The 22,268-nt window shown below is 67.0% G+C and carries 17 protein-coding genes; 7 read left to right on the forward strand and 10 right to left on the reverse strand.

What is annotated here, in order from left to right:
* Nucleotides 1-62: 62 nt before the first annotated feature.
* From ACM26Y_RS24880 to ACM26Y_RS24900, 5 genes are all read right to left on the reverse strand, one after another.
* The gene (locus tag ACM26Y_RS24880) at nt 63-1,523 is read right to left on the reverse strand and encodes a class I adenylate-forming enzyme family protein (RefSeq protein ID WP_416062240.1); all 1,461 of its coding nucleotides are present in this window, start codon (nt 1,521-1,523) and stop codon (nt 63-65) included.
* A 159-nt stretch (nt 1,524-1,682) separates the two neighbouring features.
* Nucleotides 1,683-3,152 carry an amino acid permease gene (locus tag ACM26Y_RS24885; RefSeq protein WP_416062241.1) on the reverse strand — a complete coding sequence of 490 codons (1,470 nt, stop codon included), beginning with the start codon at nt 3,150-3,152 and terminating at the stop codon, nt 1,683-1,685.
* A gap of 170 nt (nt 3,153-3,322) precedes the next feature.
* On the reverse strand, nt 3,323-4,690 hold the full coding sequence (locus ACM26Y_RS24890; protein WP_416062242.1) for a purine-cytosine permease family protein: 1,368 nt from the start codon (nt 4,688-4,690) through the stop codon (nt 3,323-3,325).
* Between the two features lie 162 nt (nt 4,691-4,852).
* Nucleotides 4,853-6,814, reverse strand: coding sequence for a hydantoinase B/oxoprolinase family protein (locus ACM26Y_RS24895; RefSeq protein ID WP_289380032.1), 1,962 nt, complete (start codon nt 6,812-6,814; stop codon nt 4,853-4,855).
* The gene (locus ACM26Y_RS24900) at nt 6,814-8,874 is read right to left on the reverse strand and encodes a hydantoinase/oxoprolinase family protein (protein ID WP_371382779.1); all 2,061 of its coding nucleotides are present in this window, start codon (nt 8,872-8,874) and stop codon (nt 6,814-6,816) included. Before ACM26Y_RS24900 ends, ACM26Y_RS24895 begins: the two co-directional genes overlap by 1 nt.
* Nucleotides 8,875-8,984: 110 nt before the next feature.
* Between ACM26Y_RS24900 and ACM26Y_RS24905 the strand changes: the two genes are divergently transcribed.
* Entirely contained in the window at nt 8,985-10,544 is a 1,560-nt protein-coding gene (locus ACM26Y_RS24905) for a PucR family transcriptional regulator (protein ID WP_416062243.1), read from the forward strand.
* A gap of 28 nt (nt 10,545-10,572) precedes the next feature.
* Nucleotides 10,573-12,123: a PucR family transcriptional regulator gene (locus ACM26Y_RS24910; protein WP_416062244.1), complete on the forward strand. Its 1,551-nt coding sequence runs from the start codon at nt 10,573-10,575 to the stop codon at nt 12,121-12,123.
* A gap of 122 nt (nt 12,124-12,245) precedes the next feature.
* Here the strand turns inward: ACM26Y_RS24910 and ACM26Y_RS24915 are convergent, their stop codons facing one another.
* Both ACM26Y_RS24915 and ACM26Y_RS24920 read right to left on the reverse strand, forming a co-directional pair.
* Nucleotides 12,246-13,253, reverse strand: a complete 1,008-nt coding sequence (locus ACM26Y_RS24915; protein ID WP_416062245.1) for an NADP-dependent oxidoreductase — start codon at nt 13,251-13,253, stop codon at nt 12,246-12,248.
* Between the two features lie 30 nt (nt 13,254-13,283).
* Entirely contained in the window at nt 13,284-14,219 is a 936-nt protein-coding gene (locus ACM26Y_RS24920; RefSeq protein WP_289380038.1) for an amidohydrolase family protein, read from the reverse strand.
* A gap of 230 nt (nt 14,220-14,449) precedes the next feature.
* Between ACM26Y_RS24920 and ACM26Y_RS24925 the strand changes: the two genes are divergently transcribed.
* From ACM26Y_RS24925 to ACM26Y_RS24940, 4 genes are read left to right on the forward strand one after another with little or no spacing between them, the layout of a single operon-like run.
* Nucleotides 14,450-15,442 carry a zinc-binding dehydrogenase gene (locus ACM26Y_RS24925; RefSeq protein WP_416062246.1) on the forward strand — a complete coding sequence of 331 codons (993 nt, stop codon included), beginning with the start codon at nt 14,450-14,452 and terminating at the stop codon, nt 15,440-15,442.
* Nucleotides 15,439-15,885 carry a hypothetical protein gene (locus tag ACM26Y_RS24930; RefSeq protein WP_416062247.1) on the forward strand — a complete coding sequence of 149 codons (447 nt, stop codon included), beginning with the start codon at nt 15,439-15,441 and terminating at the stop codon, nt 15,883-15,885. The genes ACM26Y_RS24925 and ACM26Y_RS24930 overlap by 4 nt, the downstream gene beginning before the upstream one ends.
* A gap of 3 nt (nt 15,886-15,888) precedes the next feature.
* Nucleotides 15,889-16,251, forward strand: coding sequence for a hypothetical protein (locus ACM26Y_RS24935; protein WP_416062248.1), 363 nt, complete (start codon nt 15,889-15,891; stop codon nt 16,249-16,251).
* 25 nt (nt 16,252-16,276) lie between these two features.
* Complete coding sequence (locus ACM26Y_RS24940; RefSeq protein WP_416062249.1) at nt 16,277-17,929, forward strand: 3-(methylthio)propionyl-CoA ligase; 1,653 nt, start codon at nt 16,277-16,279, stop codon at nt 17,927-17,929.
* 127 nt (nt 17,930-18,056) lie between these two features.
* Here ACM26Y_RS24940 and ACM26Y_RS24945 read toward each other — a convergent pair whose 3' ends face one another.
* On the reverse strand, nt 18,057-19,115 hold the full coding sequence (locus ACM26Y_RS24945; RefSeq protein WP_416062250.1) for a YeiH family protein: 1,059 nt from the start codon (nt 19,113-19,115) through the stop codon (nt 18,057-18,059).
* A 99-nt stretch (nt 19,116-19,214) separates the two neighbouring features.
* Between ACM26Y_RS24945 and ACM26Y_RS24950 the strand changes: the two genes are divergently transcribed.
* Nucleotides 19,215-20,129 carry a LysR substrate-binding domain-containing protein gene (locus ACM26Y_RS24950; protein ID WP_416062251.1) on the forward strand — a complete coding sequence of 305 codons (915 nt, stop codon included), beginning with the start codon at nt 19,215-19,217 and terminating at the stop codon, nt 20,127-20,129.
* Between the two features lie 335 nt (nt 20,130-20,464).
* Here the strand turns inward: ACM26Y_RS24950 and ACM26Y_RS24955 are convergent, their stop codons facing one another.
* Together ACM26Y_RS24955 and ACM26Y_RS24960 are read right to left on the reverse strand one after the other, a co-directional pair.
* Nucleotides 20,465-21,895 (reverse strand): NAD(P)(+) transhydrogenase (Re/Si-specific) subunit beta, encoded by a 1,431-nt coding sequence (locus tag ACM26Y_RS24955; protein WP_416062252.1) that lies wholly within the window; start codon nt 21,893-21,895, stop codon nt 20,465-20,467.
* Nucleotides 21,892-22,233, reverse strand: a complete 342-nt coding sequence (locus ACM26Y_RS24960; protein ID WP_003935203.1) for an NAD(P) transhydrogenase subunit alpha — start codon at nt 22,231-22,233, stop codon at nt 21,892-21,894. Before ACM26Y_RS24960 ends, ACM26Y_RS24955 begins: the two co-directional genes overlap by 4 nt.
* Nucleotides 22,234-22,268 lie beyond the last annotated feature (35 nt).

A 22,268-nucleotide genomic window follows, 5' to 3' on the forward strand; every position in this document is an offset into this window, starting at 1 on the left:
GGGGTGGCCGCCCCACCGGCCCGGGGCCGGCGAGTCGGAGCGTGTGGTGTCTTCGGGAGCGATCAGGCGTGCACGGGAGCACCGTGGCTGCGCCGCAGGCCGGGCTTGTCGATCTTGCCGACGGGGTTGCGCGGCAGGGAGTCGACGACGTGTACCTCGGTGGGCACCTTGACCCTCGTCAGCCGTTCGGCGACGTGTGTGAGCAGTTCGGTCCCGGTGACGGCCCGGCCGGGACAGGCCACGACGTACGCGACGGGGACCTCGCCGTACACCTCGTGCGGCGCGCCGATCACCGCGGACTCGAGGACCGCGGGGTGGGTGGCGAGCGCGTTCTCGATCTCCTTGGGGTACAGGTTCTCCCCGCCGCGGATGATCATGTCCTTGATGCGGTCGACGAGGATGAGGTAGCCGTCCTCGTCGAGGCGTCCGACGTCGCCGGTGTGCAACCAGCCGTCGACGACGGTGCGGGCCGTCTCCTCGGGCCGGCCGAGATAGCCGCGCATCACGTTGGGGCCCTTGATGATCACCTCGCCGGTGGCACCGGGCGGCAGGTGCCGGCCGTCGGGTCCGGCTACGGCGATCTGCTGACCGGGCAGCGCGGGACCGACCGTGCCGAGTTTGCGGGGGCCGTCGACGGGGTTGCACGCCGACGCACAGGTACCCTCGGTGAGCCCGTAGCCCTCGACGACGACGAGCCCGAAGCGCTGCTCGACGCGGTCGAGGAGTTCCTTCGAGATCGGGGCCGCGCCGCAGATCGCGAAGCGCAGCGACGAGGTGTCCACCGGGGTGTCCTGCGGCTGGGAGACCAGCAGGGCGTAGATGGTGGGCACGGCCGAGAAGTAGGTCGGTCGGAGCCGGGCCACGTCGTCGAAGAAGCGGTCCGGGGAGAACCTGCCGGTGATGCTGAGCTGCGCCCCGGCCAGCAGGGGCGCGAGGAAGCTGACCGCGATCGCGTTGACGTGGAACAGCGGCAGGATCAGCAGGCAGTGATCGGTCTCGGTCAACCGCAGGTGCGTGCGGAAGGAGTCCGCCATGAACTGCAGGTTCGCGTGCGTGAGCTGCACGCCCTTCGGGCGGCCCGTGGAGCCGGAGGTGTAGATCAGCAGGGCGGTGTCGTCGGGTTCCGGGTCGGCGCCGGCCGCCCATCCCGAGGGAGCGGCGACGGCCATGTCGTCCACGTGGATCACCGGGCGGCCGCCCGACGGGGCGCCGGGACCGGCGTTCACGACGAGTGCGGCTCCGGCGTCGGCGATCTGGTACTCGGCCTCGCTCGCGGTGAAGGCCGGATTGACGGGGGTGGCCGTCGCGCGCAGCCGCCACGCCGCCATGAGGGCGACGAGCAGTTCGGCGCGGTTGGGCAGCATCACCGCGACGACGTCACCGGCCGCGATGCCGTGCTGCTGGAGCTGCGCCGCGAAACCGTCTACTCTGCGGGCGAATTCGGCGTAGGTGAGCTGCCGGTTGTCGTCCCGCACGCAGGGCCGGTCCGATTCGTGGTGCCACACCAGATATTCGATCGTCACTACCGTCGGTCCTCTCCTTTTCGGCTGACTACGACGGTAGTGACGGGGATCACGTCCCGGCTACGGCCTCGCGGGCTCGAGTTCCGGCCGGGTGTTGTCCTCCGAGCACAACACCGCGCCGCCGGCTGCGGAAGGCAGCCGGCGGCGCGGAGCGGATCGTCAGTGGGCCGGATCGCCCGAGGAGGCAGGTTGCGGTGCCGCCTCGACGTGCATCGCCCGGGCCAGTGCCACCTCCTCGGGCGGAGTGGTGCGTGCACCGCCGCGCCGGCGCAGATACCGGGTCTTGAGGTGGTACGCGGCGAGGATGACGGCGAGCGCGATCAGCGACTGCACCAGTTCGGCACGGGCGCCGGTGAACCACATGCCGACGAGGATCGCGACGATGCCGGCCGTCACGACGACGGGCAGGGCCGGGTAGAGCCACACCCGGAACTGCAGGATCTCCGGCGACGTGCGCTCCCAGCGGCGGCGCAGCACCAGTTCCGACAGGCAGATCATGATGTACACGAACAGGCAGATCGCACCGGACGACGTCACCAGGTACAGGAAGATGGTGTCGGGCCAGACGTACGCGGCGACGATGCACACGTATCCGACGAACGTGCACGAGAGCACGCCCTTGAGCGGAACGCCCTTGGAGTTGACCGCCGTCATCCAGGCCGGGGCGTCACGATGCGCGCCGAGCACGAACAGCATCCGCGATGCGGTGTAGAGCCCGGAGTTCAGGCACGAGAGCACGGCGACGAGGACGACGAAGTTGAGGATCTCGGCCGCTCCGGGGATGCCCAGCAGGTCGAGGGCGGAGACGAAGGGGGATTCGCCGACGACATAGCTGTCCCACGGCTGCATGGTGACGAGCAGGAACGTCGCACCGACGAAGAACGCGAGGATCCGGAACACGACGGTGCTGGTGGCGCGGCGGATCGCCGCGGCCGGCTCCTTCGACTCGGCCGCGGCGATCGTGACCAGCTCGGCGCCGGTCATCGAGAAGATGACGGCGACCACCCCGACCAGGACGGGGGTGAAGCCGTTCGGCAGGAAGCCGCCGTGGGCGGTCAGGTTGCCGAACGACAGGTCGGCCCCCGGCCAGACGCCCAGCACGTAGAGACCGGCCAGGACGAGGAACGCGATGATCACCGCGACCTTGATTCCGGCGAACCAGTACTCGGCCTCACCGAAGTTGCCGACCGACAACAGGTTCACCACGGTCATGATCAACAGTAGACCGGCCGCCATCAGCCACAGCGGAACACCGGGGAGCCAGCGGCCGAGCAGGGTGGCCCCGACCACGGCCTCGATTCCGACGACGACCACCCAGAAGTACCAGAACAGCCAGCCGGTGGCGAAGCCCGCCCAGTTGCCCATGGCGTCGCGGGCGTACTCGGTGAACGAGCCGGTGCAGGGTTTGGCGACGGCCATCTCCCCGAGCATCCGCATGACGAGGAAGACGATGAGCCCGCAGATCAGGCAGGTGAGGATGGCTCCGGGGCCGGCTTGGCCGATGATCGCGCTGATGCCCACGAAGAACCCCGCGCCGATCACCCCGCCCATGGACAGCATGGTGAGATGGCGCCTCTTCAGCGCATGCCCCAGGGTGTCGGACCTGTCGGCCGGTGAATCGGTGTGCACGGCACTCCCTTCGAGACCTGGTGTGCGGCGCCGTGGGGTGCCGGTTCCGGCGTCCCGGCGGCGCTGTCGCTCGGATGGGAGAACACTAAGACCACAATGTGACCCACGACATGTCCGCGATGTACACGTCTGTGGGCCACATTGGCCGCCGGGGCGATTGTCGGCCGGATTCAGACCGGTTGCGCCTCGTCCGGCGCCGCCTCGGGCTCCTGCGACGGCTCGGGTCCCTGCGCCACCTCGGGTTCCGAGGGCGCACGATCCGTCGATGTGAGCAGCACGTAGCTGCCCGCAGCCAGCAGCACCGTCACCACCGGGGCGAGCTGCGCCCACGTCGCGCTGACCTCCTGCACGGTGAGCACGATGCCCGCGACGGAGGAGATCAGCCACGCCAGTTCGCCGCCGGACGCGGTGCGGGGCATGACGCGACCCCGATCGCGCAGCACGTAGACCACCGCGATCGCCACCCACGCGGTGATGAGCACGCCCTGCCAGGCGAGGGCCTGCAGCAGGTATCCCAGCACGTCGGTGAGCATGAGCAGGTAGGCGAGCACGGCGGTGACCACCACCCACACCGCCCGGGGCACGTCGAGGCGCAGGGCCCGGTGGACGAACACCTGCAGGTTGGTGGAGGCGAGGTAGAAGTTGGCCGAGTTGATGCGGGTCTGGGACACGATGATCAGCAGCACGCCGGCGAAGCCGAGGGAGCCGACGACCGCCTCGACCACGCCGGTCTCGGTGCCGGCGATGTCCCAGGCGCCGAGGAGGTAGAGCCCGACGAGTCCGTTGACGCCGAAGGTCAGCGCGTAGAACACCCAGCCGAAGGTGACGGTGCCGTGGAAGCCGGCGTCGGCGCGGCGACCGAGCCGCGCGTAGTCGAAGGTGTACATCATCAGCACCCAGACGCCCATGTAGACGAGGTAGGCGGTGAGCCAGCCCGGAAGCGGACCCGACGCCACCGTGGCGGTGAGCCACCCGGTGGGGTAGCCCTGTTGCACGGTCGCGGCCACCACCACGGCGACCATGCCGACGAGGTAGAACGGCAGCAGGATCCCGTTGAGCTTGTCGAGCCATGCGGCCACGCCGCCGATCACCACGGGGATCATGTACACCGTGCACAGCAGGTACCACAGCCTGATGTCGCCGCCGAAGTACTCCTGCAGGGCCACGGCGACGATGGATCCTTCGAAGACCCCGTAGTAGAGCGCGGTGGCGGCGAACAGGGCCGGGGCGAGCAGTGAGCCGACGGCACCGAACATGCGCCGCGACAGCAGCTCGACGGACAGGCCGGTGTGGATCGCATAGCGGGAGAGCAGCAGATTGACGACGCCGAAGGTGGCGACGGAGGCGGCCATGCCGGCGAGGGTCGCCGGCACCCCGACCGCGCCGGCCGAGGCGACCGCGATGTAGAGCCAGAACATGGCGCTGAACATGGCCCACCAGGCCATCGTCAACGACCATCGGGACAGCCGACCGGATTCGGGCACGCGTTCGTGTTCCGCGGAGGATTCGGGAGCGGAGTCGGTGAGGTGATCGGACATGGGGTCGCCTCTCGAGGGGAGGGAATCCGAACCGGCGCAGGGGCGCACGACCGCCCGCGGCACGGGAGGTTCGGCAGGGGAGTCTTCGGGGAAGGGTGAGTCTTCGAGGAGGGGTGAGCGGAACCGAGGCGGGGCAGCGGGATCGCTGCCCCGCCTCAGGTTTCAGGACCAGTGCGCGACGGAACGGGTCTGCAGCAGGTCGCGGAACTGGGCAGTGGTGGTGGGCAGCAGTTCGCCGGTGCCCCAGTCGACGATCACGCCGTAACGGCGCACGAGGTCGAGCATGGACAGCTCACCGGTGCGGTAGCGGGCCGCGACGGATTCGGGGTCCTCGTCGAGCCAGTCCCGGCGTGCCGACCGGATCTCGGTCCGCATCCGGTCCGTCGCGTCCACGTCCAGCTCGTAGCGGTCGATCTCCGGGTCGACGGGGACGATCACCACGCCGTAGTCCAGGGCGGCGCGCTCGACGGAGACGTAGCCGTCGATCACGTCCTCGAGAACGGCCTCCGGGTCCCGCTGCAGCGGATCCCCGTAGCCCCCACCGCCCGCGGACGGCCGATCGAACGAATCACCTGATTGGACAGGAACATTGGAGAACACCGATCCGAGGAAACGCTCCTCGGGGGTGCCGCGGTTGAGCCAGACGCCGTGCGGGATGGACGGCAGACCACCCTCGATGCCCCAGGTGACCGAGCGGGAACGGTCACAGCAGTACGACATCACGCTGTTGTCACTGTCGGTGAGGACGCCGCCCTTGGACAGGCCGCACCCACCACGGTATTCGCCGGGCCCACCGGAATCGGTGATGATGGCGTGCTCGGTGGTGAGCACGGGGGTGAGGCGTTCCTGTCCCTCGCAAGGCTGCACGGCCAGGCCGATGCCGAACACCGGTGCAGTGGCGCTCGATCCGTCCTTCGAGCTGCGGCCTCCCCAGCCGCCGGCCATCCAGTCGTACCACATGAAGAACGGCCGCTCCTCGGTGCGGGCGTCGCGCCCACCGACGAGCAGGTACTCGAGGTTGAACGAACACGCGATGGCCCGGGAGGGCACGACCTTCGACCACAGTTCGAAGATCGCGTTCATGATCTTCTCGTAGGGGCCGGAGCAGAACCCGGTCACCGCGTGCGGCCAGCCGGCGTTGACGACGGTGCCTTCCGGCCCGAGGTCGGTGTGAATCGCGTTGTACAGGCCCGAGTTCAGCGGCACGTCGGGGAAGAAGGACTTGGTGCCCGCCACGATTCCGGAGAAGGCGGTGCCGTAGCCGCTGTTGAGGAAGCTGGCGACGGCGGGCGCACTGCCGGTCAGGTCGTAGCTGAGCTGGTCGCCCTCGATCGTCATGGTGACGCGGATCGGAACGAGGCCCTCGGGACGCGCCGGATCGGAGTCGAGGTAGTCCTCGGTGGTCCAGGTGCCGTCCGGCAGGTCGGCGACCCGGCTGCGCACGATGCGCTCGACGTAGTCCTGGACCTCGCGCATCGCATCGGTGACGGTGCCGCGACCGTATTTGTCTACCAGACGGTGGATTTCGCGTTCACACACGCCCGTCGCCTCGGCCTGGGCGTGCAGGTCGCCCATGCTGATCTCCGGCGACCGGGTGTTCGCGACGAGCAGTTTCGCGACGTCGGCGAGGAAGCGGCCCTCGTGCCACACCCGCACCGGGGTGATCCGCAGGCCCTCACCGAAATGTTCGGTGGCGGTCACGTCGAACGAGCCGGGGACGCTGCCGCCGATGTCGGCCCAGTGTCCCTTGTTCTGCGCGAAGGCGATGAGGACCCCGTCCGCGAAGATGGGCCGGACGAAGCTGACGTCGTTGAGGTGGGTGCCGCCCCGGTAGGGGTCGTTGACCATGAAGATGTCGCCGGGGTTGATGTCGGAGCCGAATTCCTCCAGCACGGCCTTGCACTGGAAGTGGAGGGTGCCGACGTGGACGGCGATGTCCTGGCTGCCCTGCATCACGGTGTTGCCCTCGGCGTCGCAGAGCGCGGAGGAGAAGTCCCGCGAGTAGATGACGAACGAGTAGCAGGTGCGCAGGATCTGCTCGGACATCAGGTCGACCGACGTGGCGAACGCGTTCTTGAGGACCTCGAACGTGACCGGATCGAGGGTGGGGGAGGTGGTGGTCATCAGGACTCCTGGATGTCGATGCGGATGTTCGCCCACTCGTCGATGGTGGCGGTGGTCCCCGGGGGGACGACGGTGGTGGAGTCGAGCTGGGTGATCACGGCGGGGCCGGGGATGCGCGTACCGAACTCCAGGGTGTCGCGGTCGAAGACGGGTGTGTCGAGCCGTCCGTGCACCTCGTCGAAGTAGACGCTGCGCCGTTCCACGGGCACTGGCTCCGCCGTGGTGGGTTCGGAGGTGCGCGGGAAGTTCGGCTTCGGTGTGGTACCCACCGCGCGCAGGCCGATCTGGTAGATCTCCACGGGCGTGTCGTCGCGCCGGAACGAGTAGTCCCGCTCGTGCTCCTCGTGGAATCGTTCGACCGCCTCCGCGAGGAAGCCGGGACCGCTGCCGGCGGTGACGGTGAGCGACCGCCACTGTCCCGCGTAGCGCATGCTGATGTGACGGTCGAGCACCATCCGATCGGGTGCGACCCCCTCGTGCCGAAGACGCTGTGTGCCCTCCTGTTCGAGGCGCAAGAACTCACGTTCGAGTGCGGTCGTGTCGATCTCGTCGACCCGGCCCTGGAACATCGCCGACAGGTCGTGCCGGATGTCGACGAGCAGGCACCCCTGCGCCGAGGTGATGCCCGGGTGGGGCGGCACCACGACGGTGGGAATGGACAGCTCCTTCGCGAGGGCCGCGCCGTGCAGGGCGCCCGCGCCGCCGCAGACGACGAGGACGAAGTCGCGCGGATCGTAGCCCCGGCGAATCGACAACAGCCGCACCGCATCCGCCATGTTGGCGTTGGCCACCTGGATGATGTTGCTCGCCGCGGTGTCGGCGTCGAGGCCGAGGGGTCCGGCCACGCTCTGCTTGATCGCGTTCTCCGCGGCCGCCACGTCCAGGGTGAGTCCACCGCCGATGAGGGCGGTGCCCAGGCGACCGAGCAGCACATTGGCGTCGGTGTTGGTCGGCTCGGTGCCGCCGCGCAGGTAGCAGGCCGGGCCGGGGGAGGCGCCGGCGGACTGCGGCCCGTTGCGCAGCGAGCCCGCCTCGTCGAGCCAGGCCAGCGATCCGCCACCCGCACCGATCGTGAGCACCTCGATGCTGGGGAAGGAGATGGGGAAGCCGTACTCGACCTGCCACTGCTTGGTGGTGCGGACCTCGCCGTCGTAGACGAGCGAGATGTCGGTGCTGGTGCCACCCATGTCCAGGCCGATCGCGTTGGGGTATCCGCAGCGGGTCGCGATGTCGGCCACGGCGATCGCGCCGGCGGCGATGCCCGAGGCGGCGAGGCGGACGGGGTACTTCTCCACCATCGCGGGGGTCATGGAACCGCCGCCGGAATGGAGCAGGAGCAGGTCGCCGTCGTACCCGTCGGTGCGCAACTGCGCTTCGAGCCGGTTGACGTATCCACTGACCAGCGGTGCGAGCACGGCGTTGGCCACGGTGGTGGAGGCGCGGTCGTACTCGAAGATCTCGGGAAGGATCTCGCTCGAGGTCGACACGGTGACGTCGGGCAGCTCGGCCTCGAGCAGGGCCCGTACGCGCTCCTCGTGAGCGCTGTTGACATAGCTGTTGATCAGGCACACCGCCACGGTCTTGATGTTCTTGCGGCGCAGGATCCGGGCGATCTCGCGGACCTCCGCCTCGTCGAGGGGGGTGACGACCTCGCCGGCGTAGTCGATGCGCTCGGTGACCTCGTACCGGTCACGGCGGCGGATGTAGGGGGTGCCGACGTCGACATACGTGTCCCACAGCTCGTCCTTGGTGCCGTCGCGGATCTCGAGCACGTCGCGGAACCCCCGGGTGGTGACCAGGGCCGCGGGCGGGAAGTTGCGGGTGATGAGCGCGTTGGTCGCGACGGTGGTGCCGTGGGAGAACAGAGTCACCTCGGCCAGGTCGATACCCGCGGTGCGCACACCGTCGATGACGGCGCGCATGGGATCGTCGGGGGTCGAGGGGACCTTCGCGATGCGGGTGGTCGATGCGCTCTCGTCGAAGATGCACACGTCCGTGAAGGTGCCGCCGACGTCCACGGCGACGCGCAGGTGGGGGTTGCGAGATGTGATCATCGTCATACTCCTGAATCGGGTGGACTCAGTATTCGACCTGGTCGGCAACCCATCAATTGGAGAAAGTGAATCGAGTTCCCCGAATCATTGGAGATTCTCACAGCGGAGGGAGAAAGATGTCGGGCATGCTTCCGGACCGTTTCCGGCTCGTCGACCTGCTGCTCGAACCCGACCTCGGGCTCCGGCTGGTGACCGACGCCGACCCCAATGTGGGAATCACCGGGGCGCACCCGATCGAGATCGAGAACCCGACCCGATGGTTGCGGCCGGGATCGATGATGCTCACCACCGGCTCGCGCTTTCCCGCCCTCGAGCACCCGCAGCAGGCCTGCCGCGAGCTGATCCGCGAACTCGTCGGGGCCGGCATCACCGCACTCGGGTACGGCGTGGGAGTGATCACCGGCGACATCCCCCGGTCCCTGCTCGACGAGGCCGAACGCCATCGGTTCGCCGTGGTGGCGATCCCGCCGGAACTGCCGTTCATGGAAGTGGTCGGACGCGTCAACGCGGCAGTGCAGGCGCAGGACTCGATGCTGCTGCGACGTACGCTGCAGATGCAGAACCACCTGCTCGAGGCGATGACCGCCGAGTCCCCCGAGGCCGACCTCGTGGCCCGCCTCTCCGGGCTGCTCCGCAGCAGCGTGGTCCTCTACAACGAGGTCGGCGACGTCGTGGCCTCGGCCGGCGGCGCGCCCGTGCACCTGATCCGCAATCAGTTGCGCGGCCGGGACGGGCGGCTGCTGTTCCGGGTGGGCCGGTGGTCGGTGAGCGCGCACTCGATCTCGCCGGGCGATCAGCACTACTGGCTGGCCCTCGCGTCCAAGAGCAACGAACTCGCCGACCCGCTCACCGCACCCGCGGTCGAGGTGTCGCTGCGGCTGCTCAACACGATCGAACGCACCCGCCAGCGCGCCACCATCGAGAACCGCGCGCGGCACGCCGCACTGGTGCGGGCACTGGCGTCGGGCGATCCGTCCGACACCGACACCGTCCTGGACCAGCTCGAGATGCTCCGATTCGGCCCCGAACCGGACATGCGGATGCTGGTCCTGTCCGCCGCCCCCGACTACGACAACCGCCGATGGGTGTTCCGGGCGAACTCCCTGCTCGACGCCGTCGAGTCGGACGTGTCGGGTCTGGCCCGCGACATCGGGTTGACCCTGCTGCTCGCCCGCGGCGACGACGGCCTGGTCGGAGTGGTCCCGGCGCGGGCCGAGGCCTTCGAGTCGTGGTCCCACAACCTCCCGCAGGGATTGACGTGCGGCTCGAGCGAGCCGTTCACCGATCCCGCGCGCGGGCCCGGCAAACTGCGGGAGGCGCGCTGGGCGCGACGGTCCGCCGAACGGCTCGGCAGAACCGCTCAGCGCTTCGAGGACGTGAGCCTCGCCGACTGGCTGCTGGCGGGCCGCGACCCGCAGCAGGCCCTCCGGCGCGCCACCACGGTGCTGGGCCCCCTGCTCGACGGTCACGACGACCTGGTCGACTTCCTCGTGCTGCACCTGGCCCGGGACCTGGACGTGGGGCGCACCGCACGGGAGCTGAACCTGCATCCGAACACCGTGCGGCACCGGGTGAAACGCGTCGAGGACCTGCTGGGCCGGTCCCTGCGTTCCCCGCGGGACGTCACCGACCTCCATTTGGCCCTCGAAGTACTCGCCGAACGCCCCACCTCATAGCCGCCCGGTGCGGGGAAGGATCGTCCTCATGGCCATCACCGTGCGTCGGCTCACGACGCTGCCGGAACTCGGGCTCACCCTCGTGGCGGGTCGCGACGGCGCCGACCGTGTCATCGAATGGGCCCATCCGATCGAGCTTCCCGACCCCACCCCGTGGCTCTCGGGCGGAGAGCTCGTCATGACCACCGGTCTGGAGATCGGTGCCGACGCCGACGCGCAGTTCGCGTACCTCCAGGGCCTGGTCGGGGCCGGATGTGTGGCATTGGCGTTCGACACCGGGACCCGGTTCGACCGCGTGCCCGACGGTCTTCGCGCCGCGGGTGACGCGCTCGGGTTCCCGGTACTCGCCGTGCCCGCCTCGACGCCGTTCATCGCCATCACCCGGGCGGTCATCGACGAACTGACCGCCGATCAGGTTCGCGCGGTGCAGCGGGTCGTCGATCAGCAGGAGCGGCTGGCCCGGGCCACGCTGCGCGGGGGCGTGCCCGCGGTGGTGACCGCGCTCGGCCAGGCACTCGCCGGCGTCGTCGCCGTCGTCGACCCCGACGATCGCGTGCTCGCGGAGTACGGCTCGGACACGAGCCGGGCGATCCGGCACGCCCGCGCGGTGTCGGAGTCGGCGTCCCGGTCGCCGCGGCGGCGGCAGCTGAGCAAGGTGCTGGCCGACGACGGCGGCCACTACACCGTGCAGAGCATCGCGGCCGCCCAGGACCTCTACGGATACCTCGCCGTCGGCACCGCGGAACCCCTCCCGCCGGCCGACCGCCTGCTCCTCGCGCACGCCGTGTCGCTGATCTCCATCGAACTCGGCAAGCCCGCGAAGGTGCAGAGCGCGGAGCAGCGGCTGCGGGCCGTCGTCACCCGGACGCTCTTCGACGCACCCGAACGCATGGACGCCGGCCTGCTCCGGTACTTCGGATTCGAGCCGGCCGACACCGTCGCGGTCGCCGTGCTGACCGAGGTCGGTCCGCTGCTGCCGGCGGAACGGCAGGTCGGCGCAGCCCTCGCCGCCGAGGGGATCCCCCACCTGACGGCCTCGGTCGGTGCGGATGTCGCGGTGGTCCTGCCGGCCGACCGGGCACGCGAGATCGCGGCACGGGTCCAGGACCGCGTCCGCGCGCAGCTCGGCCGCCCGGTGCGCTGCGGGCTGGGCGGCCCGTGCGCCGTGACGGACGCGAACACCAGTGTCCGTCAAGCGCTCTCGGCTGCCCGCGCGGTGCGGGACGGGGGCGGGGCACCGGTGGTGTTCGCCGAACTGGGCACCTTCTCCGTGTTGCTGGGCATGCAGGATCCGGATGCGCTGCAGGCCATCGCCCGCACCGGGCTGGAAGCCCTCGATGCCTACGACGAGAAGAACGGTGCGAGCGGACGATTGGTCGAGACCCTTGCCGCGTACCTCGCGCACAACGGTCAGGCCGAAACCACCGCCGTCGCGCTCGGCATCCACCGGCACACCCTGCGTAACCGGCTCGCCCGCATCGCCGAACTCACCGGGCGCGACCTCGACTCGATCCACACCCGGGTGGAGTGGTGGCTGGCCGTCAAGGCGCGCGAGATGCTGGACGGCCGTGGTGGATAGGCGCCGGCGGTGGCTGTCCCCAGCCGGTAGCTGTGAACGAGCCGACATCGGAGCGCGGCAAGTCGCCGCGGCCGCGCGGTCGGCATGCCGCGCGGCCCGGTATCGCGACTTTGCTCAGAGTTTCAAGATGCCGCCACTTCCACGAGTTGCTTCCCGAAATTCCTGCCGGTCAGCATCTCGATGAATGCCTTGGGCGCATTGTGCAGCCCCGGTGCGATGTCTTCTCGATAGCGCACCTTGCCTTCGCGTACCCACTGGCCGATCTCCGCGATGGCACCTGGCCAGTACTCACGGTGATCAGCGATGACGAAGGCAGACATGCTGACCCGGTGCACCAGCAGGTATCGCATGCCGGTGATGCCGTACGGTTCGTCGGCATTGTATTGACTTACGTTTCCACACAGTGCGATTCGAGCGTGATCATTGATGCGCGTCAGGACCGCATCGAAAATCGGACCGCCCACGTTCTCGAACAGTACGTCCACGTAATCCGGCGTAGCAGCGGCAAGCTGCTCGAGGAAATCGGGGGCGCGGTGGTCGAGACACTCGTCGAACCCGAGTTCTTCCCGGACATAGCGGCACTTTTCGGGACCGCCTGCGATGCCGATCGTTCGTGCACCACGGATCTTCGCGATCTGGCCGACGACGGAACCGACCGCCCCCGATGCAGCGGTCACGACGACTGTCTCTCCCGCCTTGGGCTTGGCCAACTCGAGCAGTCCATAGTGCGCGGTTGCACCCGTCATTCCGAGGACATGGAGAGCTGCGGAGGTCGGTCCTGCCTCGGTATCGACGATGCGGCATGTGCCGGGCGTGACGATCCCGTGTGTCTGCCATCCGAGCATGCCGGACACGATCGAGCCGACAGGTAGTGACGGCTCGTTGCTTTCGACGATTTCGCCGACGGCTGCACCAGGCATCAGATCGCCCGGGTTCAGATGAGGGACGTACGACCGCAACGGATCCATCATCGGTCGCATGTACGGGTCCAGTGACAGGTAGTGAGTCTTGACCACGGCCTCTCCGGGGCCCGGCACGGGTACGTCCACGCTGACGATGTCGAAGTCGTCCTCCGTCACCATTCCTTCGGGGTGACGGCGCATGCGGACCTGTACGTTCTGCTCGACCATAAGGTCTTCTCTCCTTCGCTGCTGTTCCGGTCAGCGGCCCAGGACGGGACGCAGCAAGCTCTCGGCGTTTCGGTACATGTATGCGTCGAGAGCGTCGTCGGTCAGATCCAGTTCGACGGTCCTGAGTACCGACTCTGCAACCCCGGCGAAGGAATAGGCGGAGGCGTAGACGAAACGATTGGGTAGCCAGTTCACACCCTCGACGAAGGTTTCACCACCCGGGGCGAACATGTAGACGTCGGGCGAGACGAATACGTTGTGGACACCGGTGGCCTCGCTCTTGAAGGCGAGCGCCACGGCCTCGTTGGCGTAGGGATAGCATCCGTGCCCGAGGATGACCGGCATCGACGGGTGCCGGCGGGCAACCCGGTCGAAGCGCACAGGGTCGGTGTAGCTGATGTCGGGTCCGGCAAGCGGACCGGACATGAACAGCAGTGGGATACCGAGATCGGCGATCTTCTCGTAGATCGGAAACAGGCGCTCGTCGTCGGCGTACATCGGTTCGCGGGCGAGGCCCGGTTCGAGGCAGACCCCGACGAGGCCGTGCTCCTTCGTCGCGACATCGAGTCCCTCGATGATCTCCTCTGTGGGCTTGTCGAAGTCGACCCCCGCAAGTCCGAGGACGCGGTGGTCGGTGCGTGCGCTCAGGTCCGCGAGGTCACTGTCTTCGATGTGCACGGGCACCGGACGGTTGACAGAGTGACGGCCGTTCATCACTCCCAACCGGACTCCTACCGAGTCCATTTCATCGACGAGCGCAGCAATCGCCCGGTCTTCGGCATGGGGGAACGGATCGGTGCTGATCGAGTACGAACGCGGGGTCGGCATCCCGAGGATCCGGTTGACTGCCCCGACGACGGTCGGCGTGAAGAAGTTGCGGTACGGACCGGTGGGCGGACGAAGGCGGAAGTCGATGATCTTGCCCCGGAGGCGGTCGAGGCGCTCGGCACTTCTGGTCTGGGTCATGTCCCCTCCTGAAATCGGGTGGTAGGGCTTCGACCTGACCTGGCAGGTCGCAAACCAGACCCTAGCCGCACTCACGTTTATTGTCGACATAAATTTTTAAGAGGTACATCTTGCCGACGCCCACCGCCCGGCCCACAGGCTGGCCGGGACGCGATTCGAGGTCGAGACCTCTAGCGATGTGCAGGAAGTTTTATTAATGTCGACATAATTCTCGGAGACTAGGAGGAGAGATGCGTGCTGCGCGTATCGTCGGTGAACCTGCCGGCGGGAAAGTGACCGTCCTGGAGGTGCCCTGCCCTGAGCCAGGCCCGGACGAAGTACTCGTGAGGGTGAAGGCATCGGCACTGAACCGAGGTGAAATTCTGCAGGCCGGTCGCGTCACCTCCGGCGATCCTGTCCCCATCGGGGTCGAGTTCGCCGGTGAGGTGGAACAGGTCGGGGCGCGAGTGAGCCGATGGCGTGTCGGTGATCGCGTCATGGGCCATGGAACGGGTGGACAGGCGGAGTACGTGGTGGCGGCGCCACTGGCCCTGATGCCGGTGCCGGACAACGTCTCCTGGGTGCAGGCCGCAGCTTTTCCCAATGTCTTCATCACCGCTCATGACGCATTGATCACCAATGCCCGGATGCAACCCGGGGAATCGGTCCTGGTGAATGCCGCATCGAGTGGTATCGGACTGGCTGCGATTCGCATCGCTCAGGCGATGGGGGCAGGCCGTATCGTCGCGACCACCCGTTCGAACGACAAGGCCGACCGCCTGAAGACATTGGGGCTCGACTGTGTCGTCAACGTCTCGACCCACGACCAGGTAGCCGAGGTCTCGGCCGCCACCGAGGGCGCAGGTGTCGATGTCATCATCGACTCGGTCGGCGGGACAGTGTTCGAAAGCAATCTCGAATGCCTTGCCGTACAAGGGCGCCTGGTGAACATCGGACGCCTCGGATCCGCGACCGCGTCCATCGACCTCAATGCCCTCTGGTTGAAAAGGCTACAGCTGATCGGCGTCACCTTCCGCACTCGCACCGAAACCGAACGCCTCGAGTGTGTGCAAGCCGCCGCACGCGACTTGATGACGCCGCTGGCCGCGGGACTGCTGAACACGCCGATCGATCGCACCTACCAACTCGGGGACATTGCTGCCGCGCACGAGTACATGAAGACCGATCAGCATTTCGGCAAGATTGTGTTGCTGGTGGATCCGGCGGCGGACGAAGCCGCATGAACATCGCATCGCACTTGGACAAGTTCGAGCGGCTGTGCCATCTGCGGGACCGACTTCATCCCCTCGAGGACTTCGAGCTGTGGTACTGGACCACGCTGACTGCCGGGACGAACGCGTACAACGCATGTTTGCACGACGCGGGCCTCACTCGCGACGACCGAGTGTTCTCCACGATCCCCGGAGTCCATGTGGCTCCTCAACCCGACGGCACATACCGGCGGATCCTGTGTGGTCTCGGCGATGTGAGCCATGTGGGCTGGCCACCCGTACCCCGACCGGTTCCGGCCGACATCGAGACGCTCGAGAGCGCCCTCGAGACCGTCGAGCACCATCGCGATCCCTGCCTACGGGGCTACCACATCCCGAACCAGCACATCGTCGACGAGTGCGAGCACGCGTTCTCGCAGATCCGGGCCATGCTGGCCGCTCGAACACGAGGATGACCGATGAACCCCGAACGACACCGCTACCTCGCACAGCGAATCGAGAAGTCGGTCGCACACTGTAGTGAGCAGGACTGGGAAATCACGATCGAAGCCGCGATGCTCGCGGGCACCCACTGGGCGAACTATGCCCTGCACAGACACGGTGTCTCCGCAGAGAACGAGGACATCGTCCACATGTCGATGCTCGTCGTGAACACCCTGCGCAAGTACAGGATCGTCGAGCCCGAGCTGCTCCGCGCTCTCGACGAGATCGAAGAACTGCGCCCGCTTCATGTCCGCGGCGACGCCGCCGGCAGCCGCGAGGCCGCACGCCGCGCGCGCGCTCTTCTCGATCAGATCTCGCTCCACGCCCAGCGCGTCTGACGCGCTACACAGACAGGAGTCCTCCGTGATAGGTCAGATGATGCAGCAACCCTTGCTCATTTCCTCCCTACTCCGACACGCAGAGCGCCACCACAGCCGGCAGGAGATCGTGTCGCGCCGCGTCGAGGGCGACATCCACCGCTACACGTTTCGCGATCTTGCGGATCGATCGAGAAGACTCGCACAGGCATTGGGACGCTTGGGCATCGAGCCGGGATCCCGCGTCGCGACCCTGGCCTGGAACGGCTACCGACATCTCGAACTCTACTATGCCGCTTCCGGCTCGGGGGCCGTCCTGCATACGGTCAATCCTCGACTCCACCCAGACCAGATGGCGTGGATCATCACCGACGCCGCCGACGACGTGCTCTTCTTCGATCTCACGTTTCTACCGCTCGTGCGTGAACTCGCTCCGCGACTCGCGAGCGTGCGACATTTCGTCGTCATGAGCGACCGCGATCATCTCCCCAGCGACACCGACGAATTCCTCGCATACGAAGACCTCGTCGGAGCCGAATCCGGCGACTACCAGTGGCCGACCTTCGACGAGAACACCGCCTCCTCCCTCTGCTACACCAGTGGCACGACAGGAAACCCCAAAGGAGTGCTCTACAGCCACCGATCGACCCTTCTCCATACGTTCGCTGTGTCTTTGCCCGACTCGATGGGCCTGTCGGCACGCGACACGGTGATGCCGGTAGTTCCGATGTTCCACGTCAACGCCTGGGGACTGCCGTACGCAGCATGCATGGTCGGAGCGAAGGTGGTCTTTCCCGGCGCCGATCTCGACGGTCGCTCCCTGCACGAACTGCAGGAAACCGAGCGGGTCACCCTCTCAGCGAGCGTGCCGACCGTGTGGCAAGGCCAGCTGCAGTACGCGCAGGACCACGGCGTGCGGTTCACCGCGCTCGAACGCGCCGTGATCGGAGGCGCGGCATGCCCACCCTCGATGTTGCGCCAACTCGAGCAGGAATACGGCGTCACCGTCATCCACGGCTGGGGCATGACCGAGACCAGCCCCTTCGGTACCGCATCTGTTCCGAAACCCTCGAGCGAAGGTCTCACGGTGGACGAACGCCTCGCGGTCCAGGCCAAGCAGGGTCGTTGCGTATTCGGGATGGATCTGAAGATCGTCGATGATGCCGGCAACGAGCTTCCTTGGGACGGCAGCAGTGCCGGCCACCTACACGCTCGCGGACCGTGGGTGCTCGAGACCTACTACCACCGCGAGGACATCGATCCCTTGGTCGACGGCTGGTTCCCGACCGGAGACATCGCCACCATCGACGCGGACGGCTTCATACAGATCACCGACCGCAGCAAGGACGTGATCAAGTCCGGCGGTGAATGGATCAGTTCCATCGACCTCGAGAACCTCGCCATGAACCACCCGGGCGTCGCAGCTGCGGCATGTATCGGAGTCCGGCATCGAAAATGGGACGAACGACCGCTGCTGGTGGTGGTCCGAACTCCTGAAGCGGACCTCACCGCAGCCGAACTCCTGGACTTCTTCGACGGCAGAATCGCCAAGTGGTGGCTGCCGGACGACGTGGTGTTCGTCGAGGCCCTCCCGATGGGTTCGACCGGTAAGGTTCTCAAAGCTCCTCTACGAGAGCAGTTCCGGGGCCATTTGACGACGGCCCGAACCACCGTACCGGTCAGGCCGTCCACGCCCTGAACTGTCGCTCTCGCCACCTCCGACGCGTTGCTCGCCACCCACCCGTGCGCGCATCCCCGCAGTCCTGCAGCAATCGGTGTCGCCTCCCGCGCCAGGAAGCGACACCGATTGCTGCAGAGCTCGGCACCTATACGGCCAGCAGCACTCCGGCCAGCGCGATCGAGGCCACCCACACGGTGGACGCGGCGGCAAGCACGAAGGGGCGCAGACCGACCTTCTTGATCAGCGACAATCGCACCCCGGCCCCGAGAGCGAACATCGCAGCTGTGAGCAGGAGCGTCTGAAGATCTTTGGCTACCGTCAACGCGTTGTCGGGCACCACTCCGATCGTCCGCAGGACGGCGCACACCAGGAAGCCGACCACGAAGAACGGCACCAGAGGCGGCCGGCCGCTCTCGTGGGTCGTGTCCGTTGCGCGCCGACGCTGCACCATGCTCAGAACTGCAATCACCGGTGCGAGCATCAGGACGCGGGCGAGCTTCACGATCGCAGCGACGGTGAGTGCGCCTCCCCCGATGATGCCGCCCACCGCCACCACCTGGGCTACCTCGTGGATCGCCCCGCCGGCCCACAGACCGGCCACGGTGGGTTCCATCCCCATCGCACCCGCGAGGAGAGGGACAGTCGGGATCATCAGCGTGCCGAAGATGACCACCAGTGCAACCGCGGTCAAGACCTCTTCTTCGTCCGCGTCGACGACGCCGTCCGCGGCTGCTACCGCCGCGGCGCCGCAGATAGAGAATCCGCATGCGACAAGGACGCGTTGTGTCCACGTCAACCCCAGCAATCCACCGACGAACATGGTGCCTGCGATACCCAGCGAAACGACGGCAACAACGACCGCCACCATCTTCCAACCCAGGCCGAAGATGTCGGACACCATCAGTTGCAGTCCGAGAAGGGCGATTCCGATACGCAGCAACTTCTTCGACGAGAAGGTCATTCCCGGCTGGAGTCGTTGTGGGATCGTGAGCAGATTGGCCACGATCGTGCCGATCACGATTGCAATCAACAGAGGGCTCACGGCCGGGAGAAATCGGCCCGCTGCCATCGAGAGCACGGCCACTGCCAGGCAGACCATGACACCGGGAGCTAGTTCACCGCCGAGTTTCCCGATCCGAATCGTATGTGCAGATGCGGCTCTGCGATGGCCGACGGTTCGTGTCTGCTCTTGTATGGGATTCATCTCTCCACCATCGGATATCCCGAAAGAATCTGGTAGACACCAAAAACCCTACAGGTCATATCTAATTGATATGCCTATTGCCGGAGGTGGGACCACATCGTGAACACCAGACACGTCGACATGCGCTCTCTGGAATTGCTCTCCGGGATCGAAGAATGCGGGAGTGTGGCGGCGGCAGGTCGCCGATTGGACATGACGCCGACGAATGCGTGGCGACACGTCCGGCAATTGGAACGAAGTATCGGCACCTCGTTGGTTCGTCGCGATCCGACAGGATCCACTCTGACCACGCAAGGAAGGACGGTCGTCGAGTCGGCACGAGAGGTGCTCGATGCGCTTGCGGAATTCTTCGCAGTGGCGGAAGGACTGCGACACGATCGGCATCCTGCGCTGGACGTGTGCGCCAGTACGACGATCGCGGAGCAACTGATGCCGCGTTGGCTTAGCTTGTATCGCAGAAAGTTTCATGACATCGAGACTCGATTGCAGGTCCGGAACTCGCGGCAGGTGCTCGAGCAGATGCACCATGGTTCCTGCCAGTTAGGCTTCGTCGAATGCCCCGATGTCCCAATGCATTTACATAGCGTAGTGATCGCCCGCGACCAACTCGTCGTGGTTGTGCATCCACACCACCCGTGGGCGCATCGGGATGTTCCGATCACCGCAGCGGAGTTGGCCGCTACCCCCATGTTGGTTCGCGAGGCCGGATCGGGAACACGGATGACCATCGATCGTGCATTAGGTGAGCACCGTGTGTCGCCGCTGCTCGAGTTGGGCAGTACAGGAGCGATCCGTTCCAGCGCACTGGCCGGAATGGGGCCGGCAGTAATGAGTAGCCTTGCTGTGGCGAACGATCTGGTCAGCGGCGCCCTGCAACCAGTCCCTGTACGCGATCTGAAACTCGAACGCGATCTCCGTGCGGTCTGGCGAGCCGACCGGCCGGTGCCGCTGGCCGCTCGTAATTTCCTCACCCTCATAAAACAATTCGGACGCGGCGCCATCTCCCATGGTTGACCGAATCGGGCAGCCCGTTTCCCGACCGAAGAAGCACCGGAGAACCCGGTCGACGCCAGAGGTTGCGCCGACGCCGAATGCACCGGCCCCGTGGGGACACGAACGTGTCGATCAGCAGGCGTACCGGCGGGCACGTGTGTCGACGGCGTAGCCGATCGACGATCGCCCTACGTCGAGTGGCTCAGCTGTTGGGTCGTCACCCTTGGGGAAAGCAACCCCGCCTGCCACTTGCGACGGTCGCACACGAGCGGGGCGTCCGCACGGTGTTTCCGTGCGGACGCCCCGGACGCGCCGATCTGCTTACGGCGCCTCGAGTTTTTACAGCGCCTCGGGTTTTACAGCGCCTTGAGTTCCTCGGTGACCTCGGAGACCATCTTCTTCGCGTCGCCGAACAGCATGGAGGTCTGATCGGCGGTGAACAGCGGGTTGTCGATGCCGGCGTACCCGGAGGACATCGAGCGCTTGAGCACGATCACCGACTTGGACTGGTCGACGTTGAGGATGGGCATGCCGTAGATCGGCGAGGACGAATCCTGCCGGGCGGCGGGGTTGGTGACGTCGTTGGCGCCGATGACGACGGTGACGTCGGTGCGGGAGAACTCCCCGTTGATGTCGTCCATCTCCTTGAGCGCCTCGTAGGGCACCTCGGCCTCGGCGAGCAGGACGTTCATGTGCCCGGGCATCCGGCCGGCGACCGGGTGGATGGCGTACTTGACCTCCACCCCCTTGTCCTCGAGCAGCGCCGCCATCTCCTTGACCGCGTGCTGCGCCTGCGCCACCGCCAGCCCGTACCCGGGCACCACGATGACCTGGTTGGCGTAGGCCATCTGGATCGCCGCATCCGAGGCGGAGGTGGCCTTGACGGTGCCGCCCGCCCCGGCCGGACCCGCGCCGGCGCCGCCGTCGCCGCCGAACGAGCCGAACACGATCGCCGGGATGGACCGGTTCATCGCCTTGGCCATCAGGTTGGTCAGGATCGACCCCGACGCGCCGACGATCATGCCGGCGACGATCATCGCCTGGTTGTTCAGCGCCAGACCCGCCGCCGCCGCCGACAGACCGGTCAGGGCGTTGAGCAGCGAGATCACCACGGGCATGTCCGCGCCGCCGATCGGCAGCACCACGAACAGACCCATCAGCCCGGCCACCACCAGCAGCCCCACGATCCACACCGCGGAGGTCGGGTCGTTCGCCGGATCGGCGCGCAGGCCGATGTACACCGCGATCGCGATCGCCGCCAGCGCGAGCACGATGTTCGCGACCTGGAAGGCCTTGGCCGCGCCGACCAGGCGGCGTTCGAGGTTCTTGTTCAGCAGTTCCTGCAGCTTGGCGAACGCCACCAGCGAGCCCCAGAACGAGACCGAGCCGACGATCGCGGCGAACAGCGAGCCGACCACCACGTGCACCGTCGGCGCCTCGTCGAGGGTGGTGAACCCGTCCGAGTCGAGGAACTCGGCCCAGGCGATCAGCGCGACGGTGCCGCCGCCGACACCGTTGAACAACGCCACCAGCTGCGGCATCGCGGTCATCTTCGTGCGCAGCGCCGGCGGCACCCCGAGCACCACACCGACGGCCAGGCCGGCGACGATCCAGATCCAGTTGTCGGTCTCGCGGATGTCGATCAGCACCGCCACCACCGCGACGGCCATGCCGGCGGCGGCGATGTAGTTGCCGCGCACCGCGGTCTTCGGACCGGTCAGGCCCATCAGACCGTAGATGAACATCGCGAACGCGACGATGTACAGGACGGAGACGAGGTAGCTCATTTCGCGTCGGCTCCCTTCTCCACCGGGGCGGCCGACACCGGCACCCGCTTCTTCGGTTTGAACATCCCCAGCATGCGGTCGGTGACGACGAACCCGCCGACGACGTTGAGCGTGCCGAACACCAGCGCCACGAACAGGATGACCTTGATGCTCCACGGGGCGTCGGCGGGCAGATGCCCGAACACCACCAGCGCACCGAGCACCACGATGCCGTGGATGGCGTTGGTGCCCGACATCAGCGGGGTGTGCAGCGTGTTGGGCACCTTGGAGATCACGGCGAAGCCCACGAACCCGGCCAGCACCAGGATCGCGATGTTCGCCAACAATTCCGTATACATCTATGCCCCCCACAGCGACGCGGAGTGTTCCTGCC

The sequence above is a fragment of the Rhodococcus indonesiensis genome, from assembly GCF_047782815.1.
GTDB classification, from domain to species: Bacteria; Actinomycetota; Actinomycetes; order Mycobacteriales; family Mycobacteriaceae; genus Rhodococcus; species Rhodococcus indonesiensis.